At 64.8% G+C, this 26,089-nt stretch carries 23 protein-coding genes; 15 read left to right on the forward strand and 8 right to left on the reverse strand.

Features of this window, described 5'->3' with window-relative positions; genetic code table 11:
- The first annotated feature begins 5 nt into the window (after positions 1-5).
- The 6 genes from ACFYOW_RS40715 to ACFYOW_RS40740 all read left to right on the forward strand — a co-directional run bounded on the left by ACFYOW_RS40715 (position 6) and on the right by ACFYOW_RS40740 (position 7,685).
- Positions 6-1,679: an ABC transporter family substrate-binding protein gene (locus tag ACFYOW_RS40715; protein WP_387295885.1), complete on the forward strand. Its 1,674-nt coding sequence runs from the start codon at positions 6-8 to the stop codon at positions 1,677-1,679.
- Complete coding sequence (locus tag ACFYOW_RS40720) at positions 1,676-3,361, forward strand: ABC transporter family substrate-binding protein (RefSeq protein WP_387295887.1); 1,686 nt, start codon at positions 1,676-1,678, stop codon at positions 3,359-3,361. The genes ACFYOW_RS40715 and ACFYOW_RS40720 overlap by 4 nt, the downstream gene beginning before the upstream one ends.
- Positions 3,358-5,025, forward strand: coding sequence for an ABC transporter family substrate-binding protein (locus ACFYOW_RS40725; RefSeq protein ID WP_387295889.1), 1,668 nt, complete (start codon positions 3,358-3,360; stop codon positions 5,023-5,025). The genes ACFYOW_RS40720 and ACFYOW_RS40725 overlap by 4 nt, the downstream gene beginning before the upstream one ends.
- A complete protein-coding gene (locus ACFYOW_RS40730; protein WP_387295891.1) occupies positions 5,022-5,798 on the forward strand; it encodes a hypothetical protein in 777 nt (258 codons plus the stop codon). Before ACFYOW_RS40725 ends, ACFYOW_RS40730 begins: the two co-directional genes overlap by 4 nt.
- Before the next feature lie 334 nt (positions 5,799-6,132).
- Positions 6,133-6,870: a FadR/GntR family transcriptional regulator gene (locus tag ACFYOW_RS40735; RefSeq protein WP_387295893.1), complete on the forward strand. Its 738-nt coding sequence runs from the start codon at positions 6,133-6,135 to the stop codon at positions 6,868-6,870.
- Between the two features lie 155 nt (positions 6,871-7,025).
- A complete protein-coding gene (locus tag ACFYOW_RS40740; protein ID WP_387295952.1) occupies positions 7,026-7,685 on the forward strand; it encodes a sterol desaturase family protein in 660 nt (219 codons plus the stop codon).
- A gap of 117 nt (positions 7,686-7,802) precedes the next feature.
- On the opposite strand, the gene ACFYOW_RS40745 is transcribed toward ACFYOW_RS40740, so the two are convergent.
- Positions 7,803-8,360 carry a TetR/AcrR family transcriptional regulator gene (locus tag ACFYOW_RS40745; RefSeq protein ID WP_387295895.1) on the reverse strand — a complete coding sequence of 186 codons (558 nt, stop codon included), beginning with the start codon at positions 8,358-8,360 and terminating at the stop codon, positions 7,803-7,805.
- Between the two features lie 119 nt (positions 8,361-8,479).
- Between ACFYOW_RS40745 and ACFYOW_RS40750 the strand changes: the two genes are divergently transcribed.
- From ACFYOW_RS40750 to ACFYOW_RS40760, 3 genes are all read left to right on the forward strand, one after another.
- Positions 8,480-9,235, forward strand: coding sequence for a carboxymuconolactone decarboxylase family protein (locus tag ACFYOW_RS40750; protein ID WP_387295897.1), 756 nt, complete (start codon positions 8,480-8,482; stop codon positions 9,233-9,235).
- Between the two features lie 155 nt (positions 9,236-9,390).
- Complete coding sequence (locus ACFYOW_RS40755; RefSeq protein WP_387295899.1) at positions 9,391-10,296, forward strand: hypothetical protein; 906 nt, start codon at positions 9,391-9,393, stop codon at positions 10,294-10,296.
- Positions 10,297-10,330: 34 nt separating this feature from the next.
- Positions 10,331-12,571, forward strand: coding sequence for a heavy metal translocating P-type ATPase (locus ACFYOW_RS40760; RefSeq protein WP_387295901.1), 2,241 nt, complete (start codon positions 10,331-10,333; stop codon positions 12,569-12,571).
- Between the two features lie 284 nt (positions 12,572-12,855).
- Here the strand turns inward: ACFYOW_RS40760 and ACFYOW_RS40765 are convergent, their stop codons facing one another.
- On the reverse strand, positions 12,856-13,512 hold the full coding sequence (locus ACFYOW_RS40765; protein WP_387295903.1) for a maleylpyruvate isomerase family mycothiol-dependent enzyme: 657 nt from the start codon (positions 13,510-13,512) through the stop codon (positions 12,856-12,858).
- A gap of 72 nt (positions 13,513-13,584) precedes the next feature.
- Between ACFYOW_RS40765 and ACFYOW_RS40770 the strand changes: the two genes are divergently transcribed.
- From ACFYOW_RS40770 to ACFYOW_RS40780, 3 genes are all read left to right on the forward strand, one after another.
- Complete coding sequence (locus ACFYOW_RS40770; RefSeq protein ID WP_387295905.1) at positions 13,585-14,514, forward strand: MerR family transcriptional regulator; 930 nt, start codon at positions 13,585-13,587, stop codon at positions 14,512-14,514.
- Between the two features lie 206 nt (positions 14,515-14,720).
- Positions 14,721-15,365: a dihydrofolate reductase family protein gene (locus tag ACFYOW_RS40775; protein ID WP_387295907.1), complete on the forward strand. Its 645-nt coding sequence runs from the start codon at positions 14,721-14,723 to the stop codon at positions 15,363-15,365.
- A 159-nt stretch (positions 15,366-15,524) separates the two neighbouring features.
- The gene (locus ACFYOW_RS40780) at positions 15,525-16,562 is read left to right on the forward strand and encodes an alpha/beta hydrolase (protein WP_387295909.1); all 1,038 of its coding nucleotides are present in this window, start codon (positions 15,525-15,527) and stop codon (positions 16,560-16,562) included.
- Positions 16,563-16,568: 6 nt separating this feature from the next.
- On the opposite strand, the gene ACFYOW_RS40785 is transcribed toward ACFYOW_RS40780, so the two are convergent.
- From ACFYOW_RS40785 to ACFYOW_RS40800, 4 genes are read right to left on the reverse strand one after another with little or no spacing between them, the layout of a single operon-like run.
- The gene (locus ACFYOW_RS40785) at positions 16,569-17,618 is read right to left on the reverse strand and encodes an ABC transporter ATP-binding protein (protein WP_387295911.1); all 1,050 of its coding nucleotides are present in this window, start codon (positions 17,616-17,618) and stop codon (positions 16,569-16,571) included.
- On the reverse strand, positions 17,615-18,427 hold the full coding sequence (gene modB, locus ACFYOW_RS40790; protein ID WP_387295954.1) for a molybdate ABC transporter permease subunit: 813 nt from the start codon (positions 18,425-18,427) through the stop codon (positions 17,615-17,617). The genes ACFYOW_RS40785 and modB overlap by 4 nt, the downstream gene beginning before the upstream one ends.
- Positions 18,427-19,212, reverse strand: a complete 786-nt coding sequence (gene modA / locus ACFYOW_RS40795) for a molybdate ABC transporter substrate-binding protein (RefSeq protein ID WP_387295913.1) — start codon at positions 19,210-19,212, stop codon at positions 18,427-18,429. Before modA ends, modB begins: the two co-directional genes overlap by 1 nt.
- On the reverse strand, positions 19,212-19,610 hold the full coding sequence (locus ACFYOW_RS40800) for a molybdopterin-binding protein (RefSeq protein ID WP_063039958.1): 399 nt from the start codon (positions 19,608-19,610) through the stop codon (positions 19,212-19,214). The genes modA and ACFYOW_RS40800 overlap by 1 nt, the downstream gene beginning before the upstream one ends.
- 432 nt (positions 19,611-20,042) lie before the next feature.
- Between ACFYOW_RS40800 and ACFYOW_RS40805 the strand changes: the two genes are divergently transcribed.
- Entirely contained in the window at positions 20,043-20,606 is a 564-nt protein-coding gene (locus ACFYOW_RS40805; protein WP_387295915.1) for a dihydrofolate reductase family protein, read from the forward strand.
- A 225-nt stretch (positions 20,607-20,831) separates the two neighbouring features.
- Here the strand turns inward: ACFYOW_RS40805 and ACFYOW_RS40810 are convergent, their stop codons facing one another.
- Positions 20,832-22,379, reverse strand: coding sequence for a protein kinase (locus ACFYOW_RS40810; protein WP_387295917.1), 1,548 nt, complete (start codon positions 22,377-22,379; stop codon positions 20,832-20,834).
- Between the two features lie 988 nt (positions 22,380-23,367).
- Here ACFYOW_RS40810 and ACFYOW_RS40815 point away from each other — a divergent pair.
- Together ACFYOW_RS40815 and ACFYOW_RS40820 are read left to right on the forward strand one after the other, a co-directional pair.
- Complete coding sequence (locus ACFYOW_RS40815) at positions 23,368-23,718, forward strand: glycine zipper domain-containing protein (protein ID WP_387295919.1); 351 nt, start codon at positions 23,368-23,370, stop codon at positions 23,716-23,718.
- Positions 23,719-24,385: 667 nt separating this feature from the next.
- On the forward strand, positions 24,386-24,616 hold the full coding sequence (locus ACFYOW_RS40820) for a DUF6400 family protein (RefSeq protein WP_387295920.1): 231 nt from the start codon (positions 24,386-24,388) through the stop codon (positions 24,614-24,616).
- Positions 24,617-24,627: 11 nt separating this feature from the next.
- Here the strand turns inward: ACFYOW_RS40820 and ACFYOW_RS40825 are convergent, their stop codons facing one another.
- Complete coding sequence (locus ACFYOW_RS40825) at positions 24,628-25,554, reverse strand: LppP/LprE family lipoprotein (RefSeq protein WP_387295922.1); 927 nt, start codon at positions 25,552-25,554, stop codon at positions 24,628-24,630.
- Positions 25,555-26,089 lie beyond the last annotated feature (535 nt).

A 26,089-nucleotide genomic window follows, 5' to 3' on the forward strand; every position in this document is an offset into this window, starting at 1 on the left:
GCGCGATGCGATCGAGAACCCGAACCAAATGGGCGGCACCGGTTGTCGCACTGGGTCTGATCGCGGCGGGCTGTGGTCCGGGCGGCGACTCGACGGCGGGGCTGTCGGATACGCTCGGCACCGCCAACGACATCAACCCCAAGCGCGTCGAGGAAGTCCGCGACGGTGGGAATCTGCGCCTGGCGACCACGACGTATCCGGCCAACTGGAACACCCTGTCCAATGACGGTAACGACGGCGAGATAGCCGATATCGAACGGCCGCTGATGCCGCGCGCGTTCGACACCAACGCAGCAGGCGAATTGTCCATCAACAAGGACTTTTTCACCGATGTCGCGCTGACCGGCACCAACCCGCAGCAGGTCACCTACACAATCAACCCGAAGGCCGTATGGTCCGACGGCAATCCGATCACCTGGGAAGACATCAAATCCGAGGCCAACGCGCTCAGCGGTAGGGACAAGCGATTCCTGATCGCCATCACCAACGGCTTCGAATTCGTGGACAAGGTGGAGCGCGGCGTCGACGACCGCGAGGCCGTTCTGACCTTCAGCCACCCCTACGCCGAATGGCGCGGTCAGTTCGCGGGCAACGCCTCACTGTTCCCGAAATCCGTAACCGCCGACCCGGATTCGTTCAACAACAGCCTCGCCGATGCGATGGGGCCGAGTGCCGGACCATTCCAGGTCGTCTCCACCGACCGGTCGCAGGGCCGAATCGTGCTGGGCCGCAACCCGAAATGGTGGGGGTCCAAGCCCGAACTCGACACCATCACCTACAGCGTGCTCGATCACTCGGCCTGGACCACGGCGCTGCAGAACAACGAACTCGACCTGGTGCAGCTGACCACGGTCGACGATGTCCAGACGGTGCGCAATACCGGCGGCCTGGTGGTGCGTCGCGCGCCGGGTAATCGCTGGCGCCACATCACCTTCAACGGCGCGCCGGGGTCCATCCTGTCCGATGCCAAAGTGCGCGTTGCCATTTCGAAGGCCATCGATCGGCAGGCGATCGTCACCGCGATTCAGAACGGGCTGGTGGAGAATCCGAAGCCGCTGAACAATCACATTTTCCTGCAGGGACAGGCGGGCTATCAGGACAATAGCCTCGGCTTCGATCCGACCGCCGCGGCGCGCGAACTCGACGAGGCGGGGTGGAAGCTCAACGGCGACGTGCGGGAGAAGGACGGGCGCAAGCTCGTCATCCGCGATGTCATGTACAACGATCCGACCTGGGTGCAGGTCGCCCAGATCATCCAGCAGAACCTCGCCAAGATCGGCGTCGGGCTGACCATCGACACCAGGCCGGGGGCGGGCTACTTCACCGATGTCATCCAGCCCGGCGATTTCGACGCCGCCCAGTTCATCTGGGTGGGTGATGCGTTCGCGTTCAGCAGTATTCGACAGGCCTACTACTACGACCCTAACGATTTGCAGGGCAATTACGCCCGCGTCGGCTCGCCGGAGCTCAATGCCCTGATCGATCGCACCCTCTCGGAACTGGATCCGGCGAAGGCGCTCGAGCTGGCCAATGAGGTGGATCGCAAGGTGTTCGAGGAGGGTCATTCGCTGCCACTGATGCAGAGCGACGGCAGCTTCGGCGTCCGCGCGAATCTCGCCAATATCGGTTCCCCCGGCCTCGCGTCCTACGACTACACCAAGATCGGATTCGTGAAATGACAACAGCACGCATCACCCGGCAGCGTCGGGTGGGAATTCGGATCGCGGCACCCGCCGTCGCCATCGCGCTGATTCTGTCCGGGTGCGGGTCGGGCGATGACGTGACGGCGGGCTCCAGCTCGATCGGCACGGCCAACGACATCAATCCGAAGGACGCCGGCGACCTGCGCGACGGCGGAAATCTGCGGCTGGCGCTGACGAACTTCCCGGCGACGTTCAATGCATCCCACGTCGACTCCGACGGTGAGGTCTCCGATCTGGTCGGGTGGGCATTGCCGGGCTCGGTCAAATCCGATGCGGCGGGCGATATCACCACCGACACCAACTATTTCACCGAGATCAAACTCACCAATACGAATCCGCAGACCATCGTCTACACGATCAATCCCAAGGCGGTCTGGACCGACGGCACGCCCATCACCTGGGAAGATCTGAAATCCCAGGCCGAGGCGCTCAGCGGGCGCAACCCGGCCTTCCAGGTGGCGGCAACCCAGGGCTACGCGCAGATCGGCACGGTCGAACGCGGAGTCGACGACCGGCAGGCGATCGTCACCATGGCCCAGCACTATGCGGAATGGCAGGGCATCTTCAGCACGGTCTACCCCAAGGCGTCGACCGCGACCCCGCAGGCCTTCGACGACGTCAACCGCAATGGCCTGCCGGTTTCGGCGGGTCCGTTCATGATCACCTCGATCGACAAGGCGCAGCAGCGAATCGTACTGAGCCGCAATCCGAAGTGGTGGGGTGATACGCCGAAGCTGGATACGGTCACCTACAGCGTGCTCGACTATTCGGCGCGACTGAACGCACTGCAGAACAACGAACTGGATTCGGCATCGGTATCGGGCATCGATGAGGTCAAGACGGCCTCGAACGCGCCCGGCATCAAGGTGCGCCGCGCCCCCGCGCCACGCTTCTCGCACTTCACCTTCAATGGCGCGCCCGGCTCGATCCTCGCGGATCCCGAACTGCGCGTTGCCATTTCGAAGGGTATCGATCGGCAGGCCATCGCGACCTCGGCCCAGCAGGGCGTCGTGGTCGACCCGAAGCCACTCGACAACCACATTTTCATGGTTGGTCAGAAGGGCTATCAGAACAATGCGGCATCGGTGGCCTACAACCCCGAACAGGCCGCCAAAGAACTCGATGATCTCGGGTGGAAGCTCAACGGCGATGTCCGCGAAAAGGACGGTCGCAAGCTGGAAATCCGCGATGTGATGTACCAACAGGAGAGCTGGGTGCAGATGGCCCAGATCGCGCAGCAGAATCTGGCCAAGATCGGCGTCAAACTGCTCATCCAGACCTACCCGGGCAACGGGCTTTTCACCGATGTGGTCGACCCGGGCAATTTCGACATCGTCCAGTTCACCTGGAGCGGCGGCATCCTCCCGCTGGGTGCGCTGCCGCAGATCTATGCCTTCGACCCGGCGAATACGTTGAGCAATAAGGGCAAGATCGGCTCCCCGGAACTGAATGCGCTGATCGAACGGACGATCGCCGAACTCGATCCCGAAAAGGCCATCGAGCTGGCCAACGAATGCGACAAGATGATCTTCGACGAGGGCTTCTCGCTGCCGATCGTGCAGTCCGCGGGCACCGTGGCAGTGCGCGAGGGGCTGGCCAACTACGGCGCCTTCGGCCTCGCGTCGGCGGATTACACCAAGGTCGGGTTCGAGAAATGAGATTCGCAACCGCGGTAGCAGTTCCGGTTGTCGCGCTCGGCCTGATCGTGACCGGTTGCTCCGACAACAGCATCACGCCCGGCGCGGTCGATATCGGTAGTACCAACGACATCAACCCCAAGGATCGCAGCGAGCTGCGCGACGGCGGGAATCTGCGCCTTGCCATCACCAACTTCCCGGAGAACTTCAACTATCTGCATATCGACGGCACCACGGATACCACGGCCTCGGTGATCAATCCGACCATGCCGTCGCCCTGGGTGAGCAATGCCGCGGGAGAACTAACCGTCGATCACAATTACTTCACCGACATCAAGCTGACGAATACCAGCCCCCAGCAGGTCACCTACACGATCAACCCGAAGGCCGTATGGTCCGACGGCACCCCGATCACCTGGGAGGACCTGCGATCAGAGGCGGCCGCGCTGAGCACGAAGGACCCCGGCTTCCTCATCTCCTCCCCAAGTGGCTTCGACCGGGTCGAAACGGTCGAACGCGGCGAGGACGACCGGCAGGCGATCGTCACCTTCGATAAGCCTTATGCCGAATGGCAGGGTCAATTCAGTCCGCTGTATCCGAAGTCCGTCACTGCCACCCCGGATGCGTTCAGCAACGCCGACCACGACACCCTCCCGGTCAGCTCGGGTCCGTTCGTGCTCACCAGCATCGATCGCGCGCAGAACCGGATCACGTTGGGCCGCAATCCGAAATGGTGGGGCGATACCCCGAAGCTGGACACGATCACGCTCAGCGTGCTCGACGATTCCGCGGTGCTGCCCGGGATCCAGAACAACGAGATCGACTATGCCTATATGTCCGGCATCGAGAATGTGACCGGGGCCAGGAACTCCAAGAATGTGGTGGTGCGGCGCACGCCCGAGCCCAGTTGGTCGCATCTGACCTTCAATGGCGGCAAGGGCGCGCTGCTCGCGGATCCGCAACTGCGCATTGCCATTTCGAAGGCAATCGATCGGCAGGCCCTGGTGACCGCTGCCCAGAACGGTGTCGTCGAAAATCCGACGCCGCTGAACAACCACATCTATATGAAGGGCCAGAAGGGCTACCAGGACAATTCGGCTCCCATCGCCTACGACCCCGCCGAGGCGGCGCGGATGCTCGACGCGCTCGGGTGGAAGCTCAACGGCGATGTCCGCGAAAAGGACGGCCGGAAGCTGGAACTGCGCGACGTGATGTACCAGCAGGAGGGCTGGGTGCAGACCGCGCAGATCGTGCAGCAGAACCTGGCGAAGGTCGGGGTGAAGATGACCATCCAAACCGTGCCCGGCCAAGGATTGTTCAAGGATGTGATCGATCCGGGCAACTTCGACATCGCCCAATTCAGCTGGGGCGGTAGCGTGCTACCGCTGGGGGTGCTGCCACAGGTCTACGCGTATGACCCGAACAACCCGAACAGTCAAGGCAGCAATAAGGCCCGCATCGGATCCCCGGAATTGAATACGCTGATCGAGCAGACCATTGCCGAACTCGATCCGACGAAGGCCATCGAGCTGGCCAACAAATGCGATCAGATGATCTTCGCCGAGGGCTATTCGGTGCCATTGCAGCAGGCCTCGGGCACCTACGCGGTGCGCGACAACCTCGCCAACTACGGCGCGTTCGGCCTCGCCTCCCCCGACTACACCAAAGTCGGCTTCCTGAAGTGAAATTCGGACCGGGCCACCCCCTGGCCTATCCGGTCTCCGTGACGATCGGCGCCCTGGTTGTCTGCCTGGCTTGGGCGCCGTTCGGCGATGTGGACCAGGTGGCGGCATTGGCGACGGTTGCGCTCGGAATTCTGGGCTATACCGGTCTTCAGCTCGCCAGGGCATTGGGCTACCTGACGAACGGTTTGGCGGATATCGGCCCACCGCGCGGGAATCGCAGGAATACGGCTCGCAGCGATGGCGGCTCACAGTTCGGAACGGACGGGATTGCGGATACCGGCCACAGCAGGGAAACCGAAGGCGGCCACGGCCTGCGAACCGTAGAGATCAAACGGGTGCGACAGCAACATCGGCTCGTCAGCCGAAGCTGGCTCGAGATCACCGAGAACTATCGAACTCGCTGGTTGCCAGTGTTTTTCGAGCCAGCGCTGCTCGGTATGACGGAGACCGAGGCCGACGTGACCGACACCTCCGTCGACACCGCCACGCAGCACCTCTATCCATCCGGAAAGGCACGGACCTCCGAACCTCCGGGCCGCCTGATCGACAATCCCTCCCGCCGCGATCCCGACGCCGCAAATCTCGCCACCGATTCCGCGCGGATCCGCCGCCGCCTCCTGCTCGACGCCCAATCCACCGTCGCCGCGCCTTTCGTAGCCCTCATGTGGATCTACGTCGCCGCGGGTGGCTTCATCGCCTTTCTCGCCGCCACCTCGGTAGCCGCCGCCACCGCGATCTGGCTCGCCGCCATTCGTGGCTCCGACCCCAGCTGACCTTCCCAGGGCAGCCGACAGTCGGGCCCGCGTCGGGCCTACGCCGCTTGGGGCCCGACCCAGCGTGGCGCCACTCGCAGCTCCGTCCCCAACCCCGAGCTCCCTTCGCCGACGGTAGAGCCCGCGTCGGGAACCACACCGATTGTCAGCCCGACCCGGCTCGCCGCCTGCGCGGTTTTGGTCTCAGCGGGACGTTCCCAAGGCCGCCGACAGGCGGACCCGCCTCGGAGCCGAACCCGAATATGAGCGTGTATCGCGCACGTCGCGAGACACAGGAGTCACCAAGCTGGTCTGACCACTTGACCTCCTGACCTATTTGGCGGAGAGTGGGGGCATGGCGTTGCAACCTGTGGTCAAGCGGTCGGTATCGGGCGACGTATTCGAGCAGATCGCGGCGGATGTGCTCAGTGGGGAGTTGGCGCCCGGCGCGACGCTGCCCAGCGAGCGGCAGTTGGCGGAGGCGTTGGGAGTTTCGCGGCCGGCGGTGCGGGAGGCGCTGCAGCGGTTGGCGGCGGCCGGACTGGTGGCGGTGCGACAGGGAGATGCGACCACCGTGCTGGACTACCGGCGCGGGGCCGGGCTGGAGGTGCTGCCGCGACTGCTGGTTCAGGCCGGTGAGCTGGAACCGAAGGTCGCGCGCAGCATCCTGGAAGCGCGGCTGCACAACGGACCGAAGGTGGCCGGACTCGCGGCGATCCGGCTCGGCAAAACCGAGTCGGCCGGCGTGCGCGCTGCCCTGGATCGCACGGTCGAAGCGCTTGCCGCCGAACAGGATCCGATCGAACAGCAGCGCCATGCGATGGAGTTCTGGGATCACGTCGTCGACGCCGCCGACTCCATCGTTTTCCGGCTGATGTTCAACATGTTGCGCGCCGCCTATGAACCCGCGCTCGCGGCGCTGGCCCCGATCATGTCCGCCGAGGTGGGCAATGTCGAGGCCTATCGAAACCTGGCCGCCGCCATCGAGGCCGGTGCGCCGGAACAGGCAGCAAACACCGCTCGGGCGCTGCTCGAACCGGCGACCACGGCCCTGATCGAAGTATTGGAGGGCACCGAAAACATCGAACGCTGATGGCGAATACGCGATCCGGCATCGGCAATCCCGGATCACCGCGGCGGTTCGGAATATCGCTCGGTCGCCACCGAATGGACGGCACCGACTGACTCCATCGAGGAAAGACCATGACAAAACCACAATCATCCAGCAAGGATTCGGCCACGGCGCGTATGCGTCAGGACGAGCGGCCCCTGCGCCGCGGCCTCACCCTCGCCGCCGCCTTCCGCGAATTCACCCGGCACCCTTCGCCATGGCTGATCGGCACCACCCTGATGGCGGCGCTGGTCGCCCGGATCATTGTGGGCGACTGGCAATCGACCGATGCGCTGGTGCCCGCGGTCATGCTCGCGGTCTTCCCGGTCTTCGAATGGATCGTGCACGTCACGGTGTTGCATTGGCGGCCGCGGCAACTCGGCTCGATCCCGATCGATAGCGAACTGGCCCGCAAACACCGCGAGCACCATGTGGATCCGCGCAATATCCCGCTGATCTTCATCCCGACCAAGACGCTTTCGGTACTGGTTGTCGTCCTGATCGCGATCGCGACCCTGGCCTTCCCCCGGCTCGGCCTCGGCCTGACCTTCCTCCTGATGATCACCGCCCTCGGCCTCGGCTACGAGTGGACCCACTACCTGATCCACACCGACTACAAGCCGAAAGGCTCGCTCTACCGGGCGGTTTGGCGAAACCATCGTCATCACCATTACAAGAACGAGCACTACTGGTTCACCGTGACCACCTCCGGCACCGCCGATCGTCTACTCGGCACCCACCCGGACCCGGCAACCACCGAAACCTCCCCAACCGCTCGCCATCTCCACTCCGCCTGACCAGCTCAGGGCGCGTTCGTAGGAATACGTACCGCTGTCGACTTGCGAATCCATCGCGACTGGTGAGGTTGTCTGCCTCACACCACCGGGAGGTCGCCCAAGCGGCAGGTAGCGGGGTCAGGTTGCCGCGAGCAGACGGTGCGCGATGGTGCGAGCACGGTCGGCGGCGGCCGGGGAGTTCTCGCGTACGGCCGTGACGATCGCACCGTCGACGAGCAGCGCGAATTCGGCGGCCAACTCCTCGGCATCGGATCGGCCTGCGGCGGTGAGGATTTCGCCGAGGTAGTCGATGACGCGTCGCTTGTGCCGATCGGCGGCCCGATGGGCGGCCGAGCTCGGATCGGCCACTTCGACCATGGTGTTGATGAAGGCGCAGCCGCGGAAGTCGTTGCGAGCGAAGCGTTCCGAGAGTGCGCCGAAGACCGCGAGCGGGCGGTCCGCCGGGTCGCCCGCCTTCGCTTCGACGGATTCCCGTAACCACGCCAACCAGCGCCGATCCCGGTCCTCGAGTACGGCGACGACCAGGTCGTCTTTGCTAGCGAAGTGGCGATAGAAGGATGCGCGGCCGACGCCGGACTCCTGCAGCAGGCGATCGACGCCGACCGCCCTGATGCCCTCGGCATAGAAAAGTTCCTCGGCCGTGGTGAGTAGTCGCTGCTTGGCCTGTGTTGCCATGGCATCACCATACCAGGACGGCACCGATCGGTACCATCTGACTTGACTCATTCGGAACCGATCAGTACCGTTTCAGTTCGGTACCGATCAGTACCATCATGTTCGAGTTTGGAGTCACGATGTCTCGGCTACCGCTTGTATCGACCGAAACCGCCGACGCCGAGCAGGCCGACCTGCTCACCGAAGTGCAGCGCCAACTGGGCCGGGTTCCGAATCTCTACGCCGCCATGGCGAACAGCCCCGCGACACTGCGCGGATACCTGAACATGCGCGACGCACTCACCCGCGGCAAGCTCTCGGCCCGCATCCGCGAACAACTGGCCCTGCTGGTCGCGAGCGAAAACGGTTGCGACTACTGCGTTGCCGCGCACAGCATGCGAGCGGGGCGGATGGGTTTCACCGAGGAGGCCATCGCGGCCACCCGTGCGGCGCACGCCGATGATCCGCACGCGGATGCGGTACTACAGGTCGCGCGCGAGGTGCTGCGATCGCGCGGCCGGGTCGACGATCGCGTCATCGACGCGGCCCACCAGCATGGCGTGAGCGATGCCCAGTTGAGCGAGGTGGTCGGCCATATCGCGCTGAATGTCCTGTCGAACTACTTCAACCACGTCGCCCAGCCGGAGCTGGACTTCCCTCCCGCCGAACCCACGAAAGGCAACACGATGACCGCGAAATGGCGTAAGGCCACCAAAGTCGCCCTGGTCGAGGGATATTCACTGCTCGACCGGGATGGACAGCCGGTTCGGACGATCGATGACGTCGAGGTGTCGATCGAGGGTGGATTCCTGCACATCAAGATTGCGGAGTCGGCCGAGGTGCAGGTGGTTTCGGCGCCCGCGGTGGCGCTGGTCACTTACCGCCCCGAAGCCTGAGCATCGCAGACGAGAGCCCGGCCCGGTCCAGTACCGGGCCGGGCTCTCGTCTGCATACCCTCACCCCGTACCATGTTGACAACCTACCCTAGGGGGGTATGGTAGAGCCGAGTTCGGCAGGACAGTCCGCCGAATAATCCGAACGGAGCCCCCTGATGAACGCGGCAAGCAAGTTCACCGGCTTCACCCTCGGTCTCGCGGCGGTCTTCGGGGTCGCACTGGCCGTCGGTGCCACACTCGGGCCGGAACCCACCGAGTCCACGCACGATGCGAAGGGGCACGAGGCCATGAGCGAGTCCGAGGAGCTACCCGCGGGACTCATGGCCAGCGAAAACGGCTACACCCTGCGCTTGGACACCCCGCAGACCACCGCGGCGGCGAATGTTCCGCTGCGGTTTCGCATCCTGAATCGCGACGGCGCACCCGTCACCAGCTATGTCCGCAGCCACGACAAGGATCTGCACCTCATCGTGGTCCGCCGCGACATGACCGCCTTCCAGCACGTGCATCCGGTACTCGACCAGGCCGGAGCCTGGAGCGTCCCGCTGGATCTCACCCGCGCCGGTGACTACCGGGTCTTCGCCGACTTCACACCCGATGGCGGTAAGAATCTGACGCTCGGCGCCGATCTGCGGGTCGCGGGCAACTACGACGCGCGGGCACTGCCCGCGCCGTCGACCACCGCGCAGGTCGGCGAGTACACCGTCGCGCTGAACGGCACGGTCACGCCGGGCCAGGCCTCGAAGGTCGTGCTCTCGGTCAGCCGCAATGGCAAACCGGTCACCGATCTGCAGCCCTACCTGGGGGCCTATGGTCACCTCGTGGCATTGCGCGCCGCCGACCTCGCCTACCTGCACGTCCATCCGGAGGGCAGCCCCGGCGACGGTGTGACCCCGGCCGGGCCAGGCATTACCTTCTACGTCGATGCGCCGAGCACGGGCGACTACCGACTCTTCCTGGATTTCCAGCACGAAGGCGTGGTCCGCACCGCCGAATTCACCGTCTCGGTTGCCGGTCCCGCACCCATCCCGGCAGCCGAACCTGCCGGTCACGGCCACTGATCACTACCCTGAGTCGCACAGAACGGAGCACACGATGACCACCGCGACACAACCATCCGCCGGACAGGTCGAATTGGTGATCGGTGGCATGACCTGCGCCTCCTGCGCCAATCGCATCGAGAAGAAGCTGAACAGGCTCGACGGCGTCACCGCGACGGTCAATTATGCGACGGAGAAGGCGCGGGTCGACTTCAGCGGTGATATCTCACCGGAGCAGTTGATCGCCACCGTCGAACAGGCCGGTTATACTGCCGCGCTGCCGATCGAGGAGCCCGCGGAAACGGCCGCGGAAGAGGATCCGACGGCCGCGCTGCGGACCCGACTGCTGGTTTCGCTGGTGCTGACGGTTCCGGTCATCGCGCTGGCGATGGTGCCCGCACTCCAGTTCGACAACTGGCAGTGGCTTTCGCTGACGCTGGCCGCGCCGGTCGTGGTGTGGGGCGCACTGCCCTTCCACCGCGCCGCGTGGGCCAACCTGCGGCACGGCACCGCCACCATGGACACCCTGGTGTCGATGGGCACGCTCGCGGCGTTCGGCTGGTCGCTGTATGCGCTGTTCTGGGGCACGGCCGGAATGCCCGGCATGAAGCATCCGTTCGAGTTGACCATTTCGCGGATGGACGGCACCGGCAGCATCTACCTCGAGGCCGCGGCGGGCGTCACCACCTTCATCCTCGCCGGACGCTACTTCGAGGCGCGCTCCAAGCGGCGGGCCGGGGCGGCGCTGCGGGCACTGCTGGAGCTGGGCGCGAAGGAAGTCTCGGTGCTACGCGCTGGCGTAGAGCAACGAATTCCGGTCGAGCAGTTGAGCGTTGGCGACACCTTCGTGGTCCGGCCCGGTGAGAAGATCGCCACCGACGGCGTGGTCGTCGAGGGGTCCTCGGCGGTCGACGCCTCGATGCTCACCGGTGAATCGGTGCCGGTGGAGGTCGGTCCCGAGGATGCGGTGGTCGGTGCGACGGTCAATGTGGGCGGGCGGATCGTGGTGCGCGCCAATCGCATCGGCGCCGACACCCAGCTGGCCCAGATGGCGAAACTGGTCGAGGACGCGCAAACCGGTAAGGCGCAAGCGCAGCGGTTGGCGGACCGGATCTCCGGGATTTTCGTGCCGATCGTGATCGCGCTGTCGGTCGCGACGCTCGGATTCTGGTTGGGCACCGGCGGTTCGGTCGCCGCGGCCTTCACCGCCGCGGTCGCGGTCCTGATCATCGCCTGCCCGTGCGCCCTCGGGCTGGCCACGCCGACGGCGCTGCTGGTCGGCACCGGTCGCGGTGCGCAGCTCGGCATTCTGATCAAGGGTCCGGAGGTGCTCGAGTCGACCCGTCGAGTGGATACCGTGGTGCTCGACAAGACCGGCACCGTCACCACCGGCAAGATGACCCTGCTGGATGTCATTGCCGCCGAAGGTGAGGACACCGCCGAGGTGCTGGCGCTGGCCGGGGCGCTGGAGGATTCGTCGGAGCACCCGATCGCCCAGGCGATCGCCAAGGGTGCCCGGGATAAGGTCGGTGCGCTGCGGCAGGTCGAGGATTTCGCGAATATCGAGGGCCTCGGCGTGCAGGGTGTGGTGGACGGCCATGCGGTGATCGTCGGGCGCGCAAGGCTGCTCACGGACTGGTCGCAGCAGTTGGACGCCGACCTCGAGCAGGCCATGCACACTGCCGAAACCGATGGTAAGACCGCCGTCGCGGTGGGCTGGGACGGTAAGGCCCGCGGCGTGCTCGTGGTCGCGGATGCGGTGAAACCCACTTCCGCCGAGGCGATCTCGCAGCTGAAGGCACTCGGTCTCACCCCGATCATGCTGACCGGCGATAACACCGCCGCAGCGAAAGCCATTGCGGCACAGGTCGGTATCGATGAGGTGATCGCGGAGGTGCTGCCCGCCGACAAGGTCGACACCGTCAAGCGGCTGCAAGCCGAGGGCAAGGTGGTGGCGATGGTCGGCGACGGCGTCAACGATGCCGCGGCCCTGGCCCAGGCCGACCTCGGCCTGGCGATGGGCACCGGAACCGATGTCGCCATCGAGGCCAGCGACCTGACCCTGGTCCGTGGTGACCTGCGCGCGGCCGCCGATGCGATCCGACTGTCTCGCAGGACCCTCGGCACCATCAAGGGAAATCTGTTCTGGGCCTTCGCGTACAACGTCGCGGCGATTCCGCTGGCCATGGCCGGACTGCTGAACCCGATGCTCGCGGGCGCCGCGATGGCGTTCTCCTCGGTCTTCGTGGTCAGCAACAGTCTGCGCCTGCGCGGCTTCCGCTCCACCGCTCGATAGGAATCGGGCGGGACGGCGTCCATGTCGTCCCGCCCGATCCCATGGCTCACTGCAGAATGCCGCTATTTCCCAGACCCATCGCGGCACTTCCGGTGGCCCATGCGGCAGCGGCACTTCCGGTCATGCCCAAGAGGGAAAGCAGAATCATCGGTTCGACCTTTCGTAGAGCAACGATCAGCAATCGAAAACTACTGCGGCCCAATGGCATCCACAATCATCTGCGCGATACTCTCGGCAACCTCTCGCGACATTGCCAGTCAATTCCCAGCAAGAAAATTCGCGTTCTACCGTCGGTCACGTTGCGGAAATAGCACTGCGCCTGCACCGGTGAGCTGGTCCCATGCGTGCCGGCGACCGGTCACGATCAGGAGCAGGGCGGCGACCGGGCCGGTGATGGGGGATCCATCACCGGCGGACCAGTCGGTGTCGGTTGCGGCGAGGCAGTAGCCAGTGAATTTCTTGCGGGCGTGGAATGGGGCGCCCATTGTCCAGATTCGGTGGATGGCCGCTCGTGCGGCGGCGACCGGCATATCGCGGGTGATGCCGAGTGGGACCGCGATATCTTGGCCGTGCACCAGTAGGTCCATCAGGCGATCGGCCGGTGTGGTGCCGACCGCCGTGACCCGTGCGTCGATGCTGTCGCGCAACTCGCCGAGCAGCTGCCGGGTCGTGAGGTGGTCCGCGTGACGAATGGCGGTATCGCGGATCGCCCGGTCCAGGCTGCCGCGGGCACGGATCACATTGATCAGGATCCAACCGATGGAGGCGCGGGCCGACAGCACGACGTGCGCGACGACGTCGCGTACCCGCCAGCCATCGCACAGTGAAGGATGGTCCCAGTCGGCTTCCGACAGCGGCTCCAATAGCTCGACCAGACTGGCTCGCTCGGCGGCGACAGCCCGCCAGATCTGGTCGGTGCTCATCATGGTGTCCTCGGCCATCCGCGTATCTCCTTGTCCCGGTGGGTGTTCCAGTAGGGTAGGAACTCCACCGAGGTGGAGGTTCCAGCGAATGTGACCGAGAACACACACCGCGACGGCCTCGTGAGTATCGGGGAGTTGTCGCGAGTCACCGGGGTACCGGTCCGCACGCTCCGCTTCTACTGCGACAACGGGGTGCTGGAGTCGCGGCGCAGCGGAGGCGGGCACCGATTGTTCGATCCGGCGACCACGGTCGATCAGGTGTTGCTGGTGCGTCGGCTTCGCACGCTCGGGCTGAGCCTGTCGGCAATCATCGAGGTTCTGACCGGCAGCCGGTCGATCGCCGATGCGATCGCCGCGGAACGCGCCGCACTCGACACCGAACTCGGCGTACTGTCGTGGCGGCGTGCATCGCTACGCGCGGTCGAGGATGCGCCACCCGCCGAACGCGCCGGACGGTTGGAACTGCTTGCGTCCGTACAAGATCGGGGCCGCGCTTACGACAATCTGGTGACGTTCTGGCGGACACTGCTCGGCCCGATCCCACCGGCACTGTTCGACGGATTCATCGCGATGAACGTCCCGCAGCTATCCGCCGATCCAACCCCTGGGCACATCGTCGCCTTCGCCGAACTCACCACCCACATCACCGATCCCGCATGCACCGCCGCGATGTCACGACAGCTCTGGCGGACGAACCCGACCCGAATCCACGACAAACTCGCACTGGTCACCGGGGTCGCCGAAGCATGCGCGGCCGTGGACTCACTCGGCACACAACCACACCCGGGCCCGGAACTCGACCGGTTCATCGACGCGCACGCCACCGCCCGACGCGACCACGACACTCCACGTCTGCGATACCGACTCCTCGACAATGCACCCGACAACAATCCACGCATCCACCGTTACTGGAAGCTCACTACCGAGATCACCGGAACCACCACCGCCGGAGCTGCTCTCTACTGGCTGTACCGAGCACTTGCACAGTGGGCCGACTTGGAGGATGACGTCCGCGCGTGACCAGCGGTAACTGTTCGACCCAACCGGAATGCGGCGATCGCGCCCGGCAGCTGCTCGGGCGATAGACGGCGGTCAGTTCTCCAACAGGCGGTTGGTACGGGGTTCGGCGTCTGAATCGTCGCGAGTCGGCCCCCAACTGATTGCACAACGGGATCAGTTCAGGTAAATTCTCAACTGATTGCAAATTGCAATCAGAAGGGATTCCGATGACACAGCTGGTTCGAGTTCAGAACTTCACCGTCTCCAGCGATGGATACGGCGCCGGCGAGGGCCAGACCCGCGAGCGCCCATTCGGCCATGCCGATCCGAGCGCGCTCATGTTCTGGGCAGGCGCCACCGCCCACTGGCCCAACCGAACAGACCCCGGCGGCACCTACGGCCTCGATGACTACTGCACCCGCGACTTCACCAACAACATCGGCGCCGAGATCATGGGGCGCAACAAATTCGGTCCGCAGCGGGGTCCATGGGAGAACTACGACTGGCAAGGCTGGTGGGGCGACGAACCCCCGTTCCACACACCGGTTTTCGTCCTCACCCATCATGTGCGCCCCTCGATCACCCTGGGGGAAACTACATTCCACTTCCTCGACGCGTCTCCGAAAGACGCACTGGTGCGGGCATTCGACGCCGCCGAGGGCAAGGATGTGCGAATCGGCGGCGGTGTCGCCACAGTCCGGGAATTCCTCGACGCCGATCTCATCGACAACATGCACATCGTCGTCGCACCAGTCGAAATCGGTCGCGGCGAAAAGCTGTGGTCCAACCCCGACGATCTCACCGACCGTTTCCATCTGGAGCAGATCCCGAGCCCGAGTGGTGTAGTACATCACTTCTTCTGGCGAAGGTGATGCGACTCTCGGCCGCACCGCTCAGCAACCCCCAGGACTGGGGGCTTCCGGCCGCATCCGGCTTCCGATTCGATCTACGGTAGTAACGACTGCCCATTTGGTGGACTTCCTAAACGGGCTCGAGCGTTGCGCGGATGCGATTTTCAGGAGAGACGCGGTATGCGATTCAGAGTTCTCGTTGCGGCGGCCGCCGCTGTGACGGTCGTCGGCACGGGAGTGAGCCTGGGGGCGCCTGCGGCCTCGGCCGCACCGATCAACAGCTCGGCCAAGGCACCGGACGGTTCCTACATCGAGAAAGTAGAGACCCTCGGCGACCGCAAGCTGCAGCTCGAGGTCCACTCCACGGCCATGGATCGGACATTCCCGGTCGTGGTGGATCTGCCCGCAGACAACTCGGTCCCGCGCCCGACGCTGTATCTGGTCAACGGCGGCGGCGGTGGCGTCGACGGTAACGCCTCATGGGACCAGAAGACCGACGCCAAGCAATTCCTCGGCGACAAGAACATCAATGTCGTCGAGCTGATCGGCGGCCGGTGGAGCTACTTCGCGGACTGGCGCGCGGCCGATCCGGTGCTCGGCGTGAACAAATGGCAGACCTTCTACACCGAGGAGCTGCCTCCGATCATCGATGCGGCGCTCGGCACCAATGGCAAGAACTCGATCGCGGGCTACTCGATGGCGGGGACATCGGTGCTGATGCTGGCGATCACCAAGCCCGGCCTGTTCCAGAATGTCGGCGCCTACAGCGGCTGTGCACAGACCAGTGATCCGGTCGGACAGAAGTTCGTGCAGACCACGGTCGAAACGTGGGGCGGCGGTAACCCGGACAATATGTGGGGCCCCGCCGACAATCCGCTCTGGCAGGCGAACGATCCGGTCCTGCACGCGGACAAGCTGCGCGGAACGAACCTCTGGGTTGCGGCGGGCGGCGGTCTGCCCGGCGCGCACGACGCTCCCGGCGACCCGTTCATCATGGGCGACGACAAGTACAACCCGATCAGCGTGGCCAACCACGTCGTCGTCGGCGGCATCATCGAGGCGGCGATGAGCGCCTGCTCGCACAACCTCCAGAATCGGTTGAACCAGTTGGGGATTCCGGCGACCTTCGACCTGCCCCCCACCGGCACCCACACCTGGGGCTATTGGCAGGACGATCTGAAGCAATCCTGGCCGGTCCTGTCCAAAGATCTCTACTGACCTGGATCACGCCGGGTAGGTGTGGATTTCGGTCGCCTTGACCGCGGCCCACAGGGGCGCTCCGATCTGAAGACGCAAATCGGCGACGGTGGCGGGGGTGACGTCGGCGAGCACGGATGGGCTGCCATCGAGGCGGATCCGGGTGGTGTTGGCGTGCTGTTCGAGCCCGACCACGGTGACCGGCCAGGTGTTTCGCGGGCTGCCCGTTGGTTGTTCGAGGTGCAGGCTCACCGCGCTCGGCGGGAACGCGACATGTACAGCGCCCTGGGCAGGCTCGGCGACAGTGAGTGCGCCACCGTCGTCGAGATCGATCACGTTGCCGTGGGCTGTGCCGCGATAAAGGTTGAGGCCCACCAGGTTTGCGACATAGTCCGAGCGTGGTCTGCGGGCGACCTCGCTGGGCGGGCCTTCCTGGATGATGCTGCCGTTTTCGACGATGACGAGGCGGTCGGCCAGCACCATGGCGTCGAGCGGGTCATGGGTGACCAGCACGGTGTGTCCGGTGTAGTCGGCGAGATGGTGGGCGAGGTCGGAGCGAACCTGCAAACGAGTGCTGGCGTCGAGTGCCGCCAGCGGTTCATCCAGCAGCAGCAGTCGCGGATCGGTGGCCAGCGCGCGGGCCAGCGCGACACGTTGAGCTTGACCGCCCGACAGCGCACGCGGTTTGGCGTGCAGGTGCTCAGCTAGGCCGACTCGCTCGAGCCAATACTTCGCGCGATCGCGAGCGGCCCGGCGGTGGTGCCCGCGGGCGCGCAGTCCGAAGGCGACGTTGTCCTGGGCTGACATGTGCGCGAACAGCAGGTAGTCCTGGAATACGACGCCGATCGCGCGCCGCTCGGCCGGGGTGAACAGCTTCGGCGGTGCATCCCACGTGTTTTCGTCGAGACGAATGCTGCCACCGGTGAGCGGGGTGAGTCCGGCCAGCGCCCGCAGCGCGGTGGTTTTGCCCGCACCGTTGGGGCCCAGCAGTGCGACGACTTCACCCGGTGCCACACTGACGGCGATATCGAGCTCGAATTTGTCTCGGGTGATATGTATTTCGGCGTCGAGTGTCATAGCGCTCCTCGCGTCCACCGGTCCCGCAGCGCGGCCAGTACGACCACCGACACGGTGAGCAGCACCAAGCTGAGCACGATCGCGTCCTCGGGATCGGTTTCCAATGCGAGGTAGACCGCCAGCGGCATGGTCGTCGTCTTACCCGGGAAGTTGCCCGCGAAGGTGATCGTGGCGCCGAACTCACCGAGCGCACGGGCCCAGCACAGCACCGCACCCGCGATCACACCAGGCAGCACCGAGGGCAAGGTGACCCGCCGGAAAGTCAGCCAGCGCGACGCACCCAGGGTGGCGGCAGCTTCTTCGTAGCGTGGGTCGGCTCCCCGCAAAGCACCCTCGACGGAAATCACCAGAAACGGCATCGCCACGAACGCCTCGGCGACGACGACCCCGGCGGTGGTGAAAGGCAGTGAGACACCGAACCATTCATACAAATGACGGCCGATGACCCCGCGCCTGCCCAATACCAGCAGCAACGCGACACCGCCGACCACCGGCGGCAGCACGAGCGGAACCGTCACCAGCGCCCGCACGAACCCGAGTCCGGGGATCTCACCGCGAGCGAGCAGCCACGCCAAGGGAATCCCGAAAACAAGGCAGACGACAGTCGCCGAGCTCGCGCACACCAGCGAAAGGCGCAGCGCCTGGCCGACTTCGGCGCTGAACAACCGGTCGGGCAGACCGCGCCACGGTGCGCGCAGCAGCAGCCCGGCCAGCGGCAACAACAAGAACGCCAAACCGCAGACGGCGGGCAGCACGAGAACGAGCGGTCGCCGCCCGCGCGTTGCCCGCCGTCGCGCCGACGTTCGGATCACGGGTTGTCGAATCCGGCTTTGGTGAATACCGTGCGCGCTTGGTCGGACCGGACGAAATCGACGAAGGCCGCGGCGGCCGCGGAGTTGGGGGCCTTGGCCAGCGGCGCGACCGGATAGTCGTTGATCGCCTTATCGGCCTCGGGGAAGTCGATGCCCTCCACCTTGTCACCGGCGGCCTTGACGTCGGTGCGGTAGACGAGCGCCGCATCCACCTCACCGAGGGTGACCTTCGTCAGTACCGCTTTGACGTCGGCCTCACGGGTGTCGGGCTGCGGGGTGACACCGGCGACCTCGAACACGCTCTTCGCTGCGGCACCACATGGCACCTGCTCAGCACACAGCGCGATCTTGGGTTCGGTCTTGCCGAAGTCGGCGAGACCGGTGATGTGGCCGGGATTGCCCTTGGGGACCGCGATTTCGAGGCGGTTGCGCACGAACGTCACCGGTGTGGCCTTGATATCGCCCGCGTCGAGGACCTGCTGCATATTCTTCGGCGCCGCCGAGGCGAACACATCGACCGGGGCGCCCTGCTTGATCTGCTCGGCCAGTGCAGAACTCGCACCGAAGCTGTAGACAACCTTGACGCCGGGATGGGCGGCCTCGAACTGCTTGCCCAACTCGGTGAACGTCTCGGTCAACGATGCGGCCGCGAATACCGTCACCGTGCCGGAGATCTTGTCGGTGGGTGCCGGATCGGACGACTTGTCCGACCCACAACCGACCAACGTCAATGCGACAGCTCCGGTCAGAGCAACCGCACTCAGCGAACGAACCATCCTCATCAACTTTCCGGGATTTCTACAACAACATGGGTGGACTTGACCGATGCGACCGCGACGCTGCCGACCTCCAGTCCGAGTTCGTCGACCGAGTCGCGACTCAGCAGCGACACCAATCTGAACGGCCCGGCTTGCATCTCGACCTGAGCCATCACCGTGTCCTTCACGATGCGTGTCACGATCCCGCGCATCCGATTCCGCGCCGAGACCGCGACCGTGGCACCCGGCTCCGGGGCCTCCGCGTTGGCCCGCAGAAATTCCGCCAACTCGCGGCCGCTCACACCCTTGCGCCCGTTGTCCAGCTGGATCGCGTTGAGTCGGCCCTGATCGATATACCGCCGCACGGTGTCATCGCTGACACCCATCAACGCAGCAACCTCACTGATCCGCAGATTCGACACAATCGGCAGCATATTGCCGTATCCACGGAATGTATAGCCGAATGCACACGCGCCAGCGGATCGTTATCCAGACCGTCACGAGGTGCTCAGGCCGTGAGAGTTATCCGAAACACGACGTCACCGACGACCTACACGACGTCGGCTAGCGATCCGACTCCGAGGTTCCGGTCGGTTTGCGGCTAGGGCCTGTGTCGAAGTAGGGGGCTCCGGTAGTAATCGCCGAAAATCGGGCGGATATGGCGTAGCTGCTGTTGGGGGTGACTTCGTGGTTGTGCTGCGGGGCGGGGTGGTTGGTCGGCGTGCTGGAGGCTGGGGTTCGTGGCGACACGGGTCTGTCGTCGGAACCTGCGGCGAGTTAGCGATGAATTCCACGGCCCGCCGTCGTCTGATCGGGTAGGAAGCTCACTCTCGAAACCTGCGAAAGAGTCAATTATGTCTGTATCAGTGCTGGATATGTCGATGTCGCTCGACGGGTATATCGCGGATTCCGATGACTTCCTCGGCGGTGAGGACGGTGAGCGATTGCACCTGTGGGCCGAGGAGACCGACGCGGCCGGGCCGCTCGTCCAGTTCCAGGAGGAGTGGAACGCCGCGGGTGCGGTGTTGTCGGGCCGGCGGACCGCGGAGCTGATGGACCACTGGGGTGGTGATCACAACGGCCAACCGATCTTCGTACCCAGCCATCGCCCGCCTGCACCGGCCGCTCGCTGGGGTTATCCGCTGGTGACCTATGTGCAAGACGGCATCGAAAGCGCGATGGCACAGGCGAAAGCTGCTGCTGGGGAGCGGAATGTGCAGATACGCGGCGGCGCTTACACTGTGCGCGAGGCGTTGACAGCGGGGGTGCTGGACGAACTGCAGGTCCATGTGATTCCGGTGTTGCTCGGTCGTGGACGTCGCTTGTTCGACATGTTGCCGTCGGAGATCGAACTCGACATCGTCGAGGTGATCAATACGCCTGCGGCTACGCATATTCGTTATCGCGTCCGACGCTGAATCCAACCCGCTTTCCTGCGGCGACCAGGACGGCCCAACGTCAATCGTAGTTGGCCCCGGTTATATTGCGGCTACGCCATATCCGCCCGATTTTCGGCGAACTACGGCGACCTGACCGGCTTGACAACTCCATTGGGAAGTCTCCGGTATTCAGGTTCGTTTTAGTCGACCACCCTTTACCGGAGACCTCGCCCATCTGCCAACGCAGACAACAACTTTCAGAACCTAGCCGACCGGCACCGTTACGCCGGAGGACGACGGGGCGCCGTGCAGGACCAGCTGGCTCGGGGTTTCGTTCTTCTTGTCGTTTTTCTTGCCGTTCTTGTCCTTGCCGGGGAGGTCGAAGGCCAGGCGGATCGTGCGGGTACTGCCGGGATCGATCTGGTCGACGCCAGGGTCGGACGCGTTGAGATCGGTGGTCGCGGTCGCATCGGGGGCGAGGGAGCGGCCGGCGGCGGTGCTCAGGCGCTGGTCGGCGATGCGGAAGACTTGGCCATGTTGGGAGACGTTGGTGACCGTCAGCGTCACGATGGTGTAGGAACCACCCGGGGTCGCCGAACCGGTGCGGCTCACGTTGGACGCAACCCCGGTAACGGTGAAAGCAAAGTTCCCGTCGCGCACCGCACCAGCTGGAACCGGGGATTGTCCACCGGTTGAGGGCCGCAGCGAACTGGTCGAGGCAGCAGCGGGCGTCGTCGTGCCTGGAGCGGAGTCAGACCCGAGCTCACTGCTCAGCAGCAGCCACAGTGCCGCTGCAGCGACAAGTGCTAGACCGGCGGCGATCGGTAACCATCTGCGCACCAACAGCTTTCGAGGAGCTGGCGAGAATGTCCGAGGCTCGGGCGATTGCGGCGCCGACAGGGGCGCGGCCAAGGTCGGGGGCGCGGCGACGGCGGTCATAACGCGGGTGGGCGGGTGACTGCCCGATCTCGCTGAGGCCGGTTGCGCCGACACGGGCCCGTCCAAAGCCGCATTTGCGGCGGCGGCGAACTCCCCCGCGCTGGCATAGCGCTCCACCGGTTTCTTGGCCATCCCGCGGGCGATAACAGCGTCCAGCTGCGGCGGGACACCTCCGGCAGCCCGCGACGCACGCGGTGGTTCGGACATCAAATGCGCATGCATCTGCTGTGCCGGATCGCCGTCGCCATACGGCAGCCTCCCGGTGAGGGTTTCATACAGCACGCAGGCCAGCGAATAGACATCCGAGCGGACATCGGCCGTGCCGGTGAACCGTTCCGGCGCCATATAACCCAACGTGCCCACCACCAAACCGGTGGCCGTGAGGGCGCTGCCGTCCGCGGCGCGGGCGATACCGAAATCGATCAGATATACGAAACCGCTGGTGTCCTCGAGGATATTGCCCGGCTTCACATCCCGATGAACAAGCCCCGCCGCATGAGCGGCATCCAGGCCCTCCGCCGCCTGGGCGATGACCTCGACCGCCCGAGCAGGCAGCAGCGCACCCGACCGCAGTCGCGTGGCCAGATCGGTGCCCGCGATGTAGTCCATCTCCAAAAACAGATGACCATCGACCTCACCGAAAGCGTGAATCGGCACGATGTGTGGGTTGCGCACCTGGGCGCCCAGCCTTGCCTCGCGCTCGAAACGGCGCCGATAGCCCGGATCGGCGGAATACGCCGCAGACAACACCTTCAACGCAACAGTGCGACCGGTGCGGTCGCGCGCCAACCACACCTCACCCATACCGCCACGACCCACCAAGCGTTCGAGGTGGTAATTCCCGAACGAGCCGCCAGCGCTCTGCACCGACACACCTTGACCGTATCGCTGCCGATCCTCGCCCCCGCGACCGGGAGCGCGGACAACGTGATCTTCGGGACTGGTCCCAGACGTTGGTTCGAGGTCGAAGCGGCCGAAGCGGAATCTCCATCGTGTCCAGAAGTGTTCAGGTCGGCGGCCTGGCCGGAATCCGATGGACGCACGCTCGATAATCCCAAGGGCCGCAAGATGTCCCAACAGAAGTTCGAGCGTCACCGATGACACGTCGAGTTCGGTCGCGATCTGCTCGACAGCGGCCCCGTCACCTCGCAGCCGGTCCGGCAGTCCCAGGGTTACCGCAACACGCAGAGCCATCGGCGTGGCCAAACCCGCTAGATTTCGGATTGCGTCGACGTTGTCGTTGACGAAGGTCAACGGCGACATACCTGTCAACTGAGAATCAGATTTCGCCGGCCGCCGGGACCCCGGCCCTTTGGCCCCGAGCAGTACGCGCCCGTCCTCGATGCACACGGCGTACGCGGCCAGGCGGAAAACTCATCCGTGCACCGTATTCCGGCCACAAAGGTTTGCGAGGCTGCTCGGCCAGGTGGCTCTGTCCGTGAGCGATTACGGCAGTTATTCGCGAATCCGCGTCGCGTGTCGCCACGTGCATGCACCGAAGGTATTCGCGAATGGACGACAACAGGGTCAGATCAGCGTTTCGCGCTCGGCCGGGCTGCTACCTCTCTCGAACATCCGATAAAGCCGGATGTGCGAATGCCCATTCATGCATCGGCGCTATTCGCGCGAGCGCACCGGTGCTGCCATGATCCGACGGAACACGGCTTTCCGGTCAGGTCTCTGGTCATTACTTTGTTATGCCGGTACTGTGCGGGTTCGCATGTAGCGCAGTATCTTCGGGCGCGATGCGCAATAGTGGCCGCTCGATTGCTGTCTATTCATCAGAGCAGCAAGAGGCAGTCTCCCCCTGATGAAGTAGTGGAACTCGGTTGTTCCGAGGGCCCGAAAGGTTAGGAAAACAATGTTCCGTAATGCCCTGATCAAGACGAGTCGCGTCCTTGCGGTGAGTGCCCTGCCGTTGGCTGTGGCCGTCGTATTCGCGGGCGCGTCGTCCGCCGACGCGGGTCAGGCTGCTGCTGCGGCTCCGGCGGCACCGGTTGTTGCCCCGATCGCCGGGCTCCCGCTGGAGGATGTCACCACCAACCCCGACGCCCAGTACCCCGATCCGGTGCTGAACGGCGCGGCTGCGGGCGCTGCGATCGGCTCCGCCACCGGTTCCTTCATCGATCCCGTGCCCACCCTTATCGGCGCCGTGATCGGCGGGATCGTCGGATCGATCAACCCGGGCGTCATCCCGCAGGTGCTGCCCTGACCCGTAGGGCCACAACCTTTTTCGTCGAGTCCGAGCAGCTCGAGCTGCTCGGACTCGACTCCTTCACCGACCCACAGTCAGTCCTGCTGAATCGAGTACGCGGCCGCCGCACCGATCGCGCTGCGCAACGGATTCGCAGCACCGAGACAACCCAGCACGCCTGTAGTGATCTCTCGGCACCGCGTTCGGGACGCGCGCTGTCCGGCTGCGTCACGGCACGCCGCCCCGGAAGATCTGCCTGGGCTGATGAAGTGAGATCACCTGGCCTGCAAGGTCATCCGACGATCCATAACTCAACATGCGCTACTTTGCCGAATATCGTGCGCGCGTCATCGGCCGCTGATGTCGTACGGCCCAGTTCGGATTCGATCTGTGCGGGGTGTTCGCGTCGGGGTAAATAGCAGCGGGGTGGCCGGCGGCAGCACCCAGCGACGGCCATTGGCGAGCTCGGCTCTCTTGGTGGCGTGGCGCGATAGCGTCGCCGTGCCCGATTTCGGCGGTTTCCTGGCAATTATGTGGACGCATTTACTCTGCGGTCCAGTCCGCGCACGGGCGTCGAATGTGACGAAGTCCGAGGTGGAATGTGATGCAGGTCATTGCTCGACAAGGCGTGGTTGGGCATCGTCGTCAAATCGTTTTCGGAAAGAACCCGGTTGGAGATGCCTACATGGCCGACCACAATTTTGCTTACGACCTCACGCTGGACGAGGCACGACGGCGCAGCGCCGTCGTAGCCGCGCTCGGTGACGACTGGGATCCGGTCGCGGTGCTCGCCGAGGAAGATCTGGCATACGACATGCTGTACTCGAATCTCGACGATGAGCAGCAGCGGATCTACGACGAACTCGTCCAGGCCGGGATCCTGCCGGAACGGGCGACGCGCCAGATTGCCGACTGATCGCACGGCGCTCAGTGGCAGATCTTGTCCGCGACATCGGCAGGCACGCCGATCTCGGTGCAGTGCAGCGCGCTGCCGAGGTCCGCAGGCTTCCAGCCCCCGTCGGCCGCCACGTAGTGGAACAGGACTTGGGCTCGGTTGACAGTATTGTTGTGGGTTCCCGTATGGGCCATCGCCCATTCACCCGCACAGTCGATTCGATCCTCGAATTCGATCGGCGTCGCCAACCGCGACTCGATATCGGTGCCTCGCAACGCTTCGAGCAAAACGGCCTTGGTAACCGGGCACACCGGCGGCAAGCTCGCTGAACTCGGATCGATCACCTCCGTGGGGAAGTCACGGTCCGGTGTCACCGTGCGATCGTCGGCGCCCAAGGTGAGTGTGACAATGACCGGCCCGCCCGAGGGACAGCAGCTGGCGTCTTTACCCGCCAGCCAACGGTACTGGACCCGGACACTGCGATCGGACGAGCCGACCACCTGTGTATAAGAAGTCGACTTCTTGGTCGCGGTGCCCAGATAGCCTGCGTGGTTGAACAGCATCACGTGCCAGGGTGAGCTAGCGGTGCCGTGCGGAGTCCCAGCGAGCACCCAAAGTATGGCGGGACAAGCGCCGACGGAGGCGTCGGTGCCACTGTCCGCGTAGAACCCGTCGCCGCCGACACCAGGACCGAGTGTGCCGAGCGCGGCTGTGACCACCGCCGACTTCAAATCGACGCATCTGCCGTTTCCGGCAGTGGCAGGAGCATTGTCACCAGCAGGCTGCGTGGCACCTGGCGACTGCTGAGTGACGGGAGGCTGAGCGGATCTCGTCACGGCAACGGTAGCGGAATTCGGCACCGACGACCCGCCGGAAGGCTGCGTCGTCACGCCGTCCTGACATGCCGTTGCCAGCGTCACCGCCGCGGCCGCCACGATGATGCCGATGATCCTTTTCATCGAGTGTCCTTCCCCTCTGTACTACCGAACACGTCGCGTCCTGAATGAAAATCGTTGCGCCCCAGCTTTCATGGGCACGCCAGCAGCCGAGCCGAGCGGGAAGAACGGTACCCAGGCGATGGCGTGATCGCGGCCCAGCTCCAGCGCCGGTTCGGCGGCCCGGTCCAGCGGGTTGTGCCATGTACTCGCGGCATCAGCGTCAAACCTCGAGCACTGCCAGCAGAGCGCATGCTCCGAAAGAATCCTGCTGCGCCCTGCCCGAGAGCCCTTCGAACGCAGGCCATGCGGAGCCTCGGGGCGCGCGAGTTCGAAGTCTTCGATCTCGGTGGCTTCGGTACGAATTGCTCGAGGCGCGCAAATCCGTTGTCATGCCGATGCGCTGGGCGCAGTGATTCGCTTGCTCATTCCCGACTGGAGGACATATGCCCGAGCGGGACCGCCGAGCGTCAGTCGGTGGTCACCTTGATGATCGTTCTGCCGCGGGTGCGTCCCTCGGGGCTGAAGGCCGCGGGGGCGTCGGCCAGGGGGCGGACGG

Origin of the sequence: Nocardia sp. NPDC006982 (genome assembly GCF_042869435.1) — a bacterium.
Classification (GTDB): domain Bacteria; phylum Actinomycetota; class Actinomycetes; order Mycobacteriales; family Mycobacteriaceae; genus Nocardia.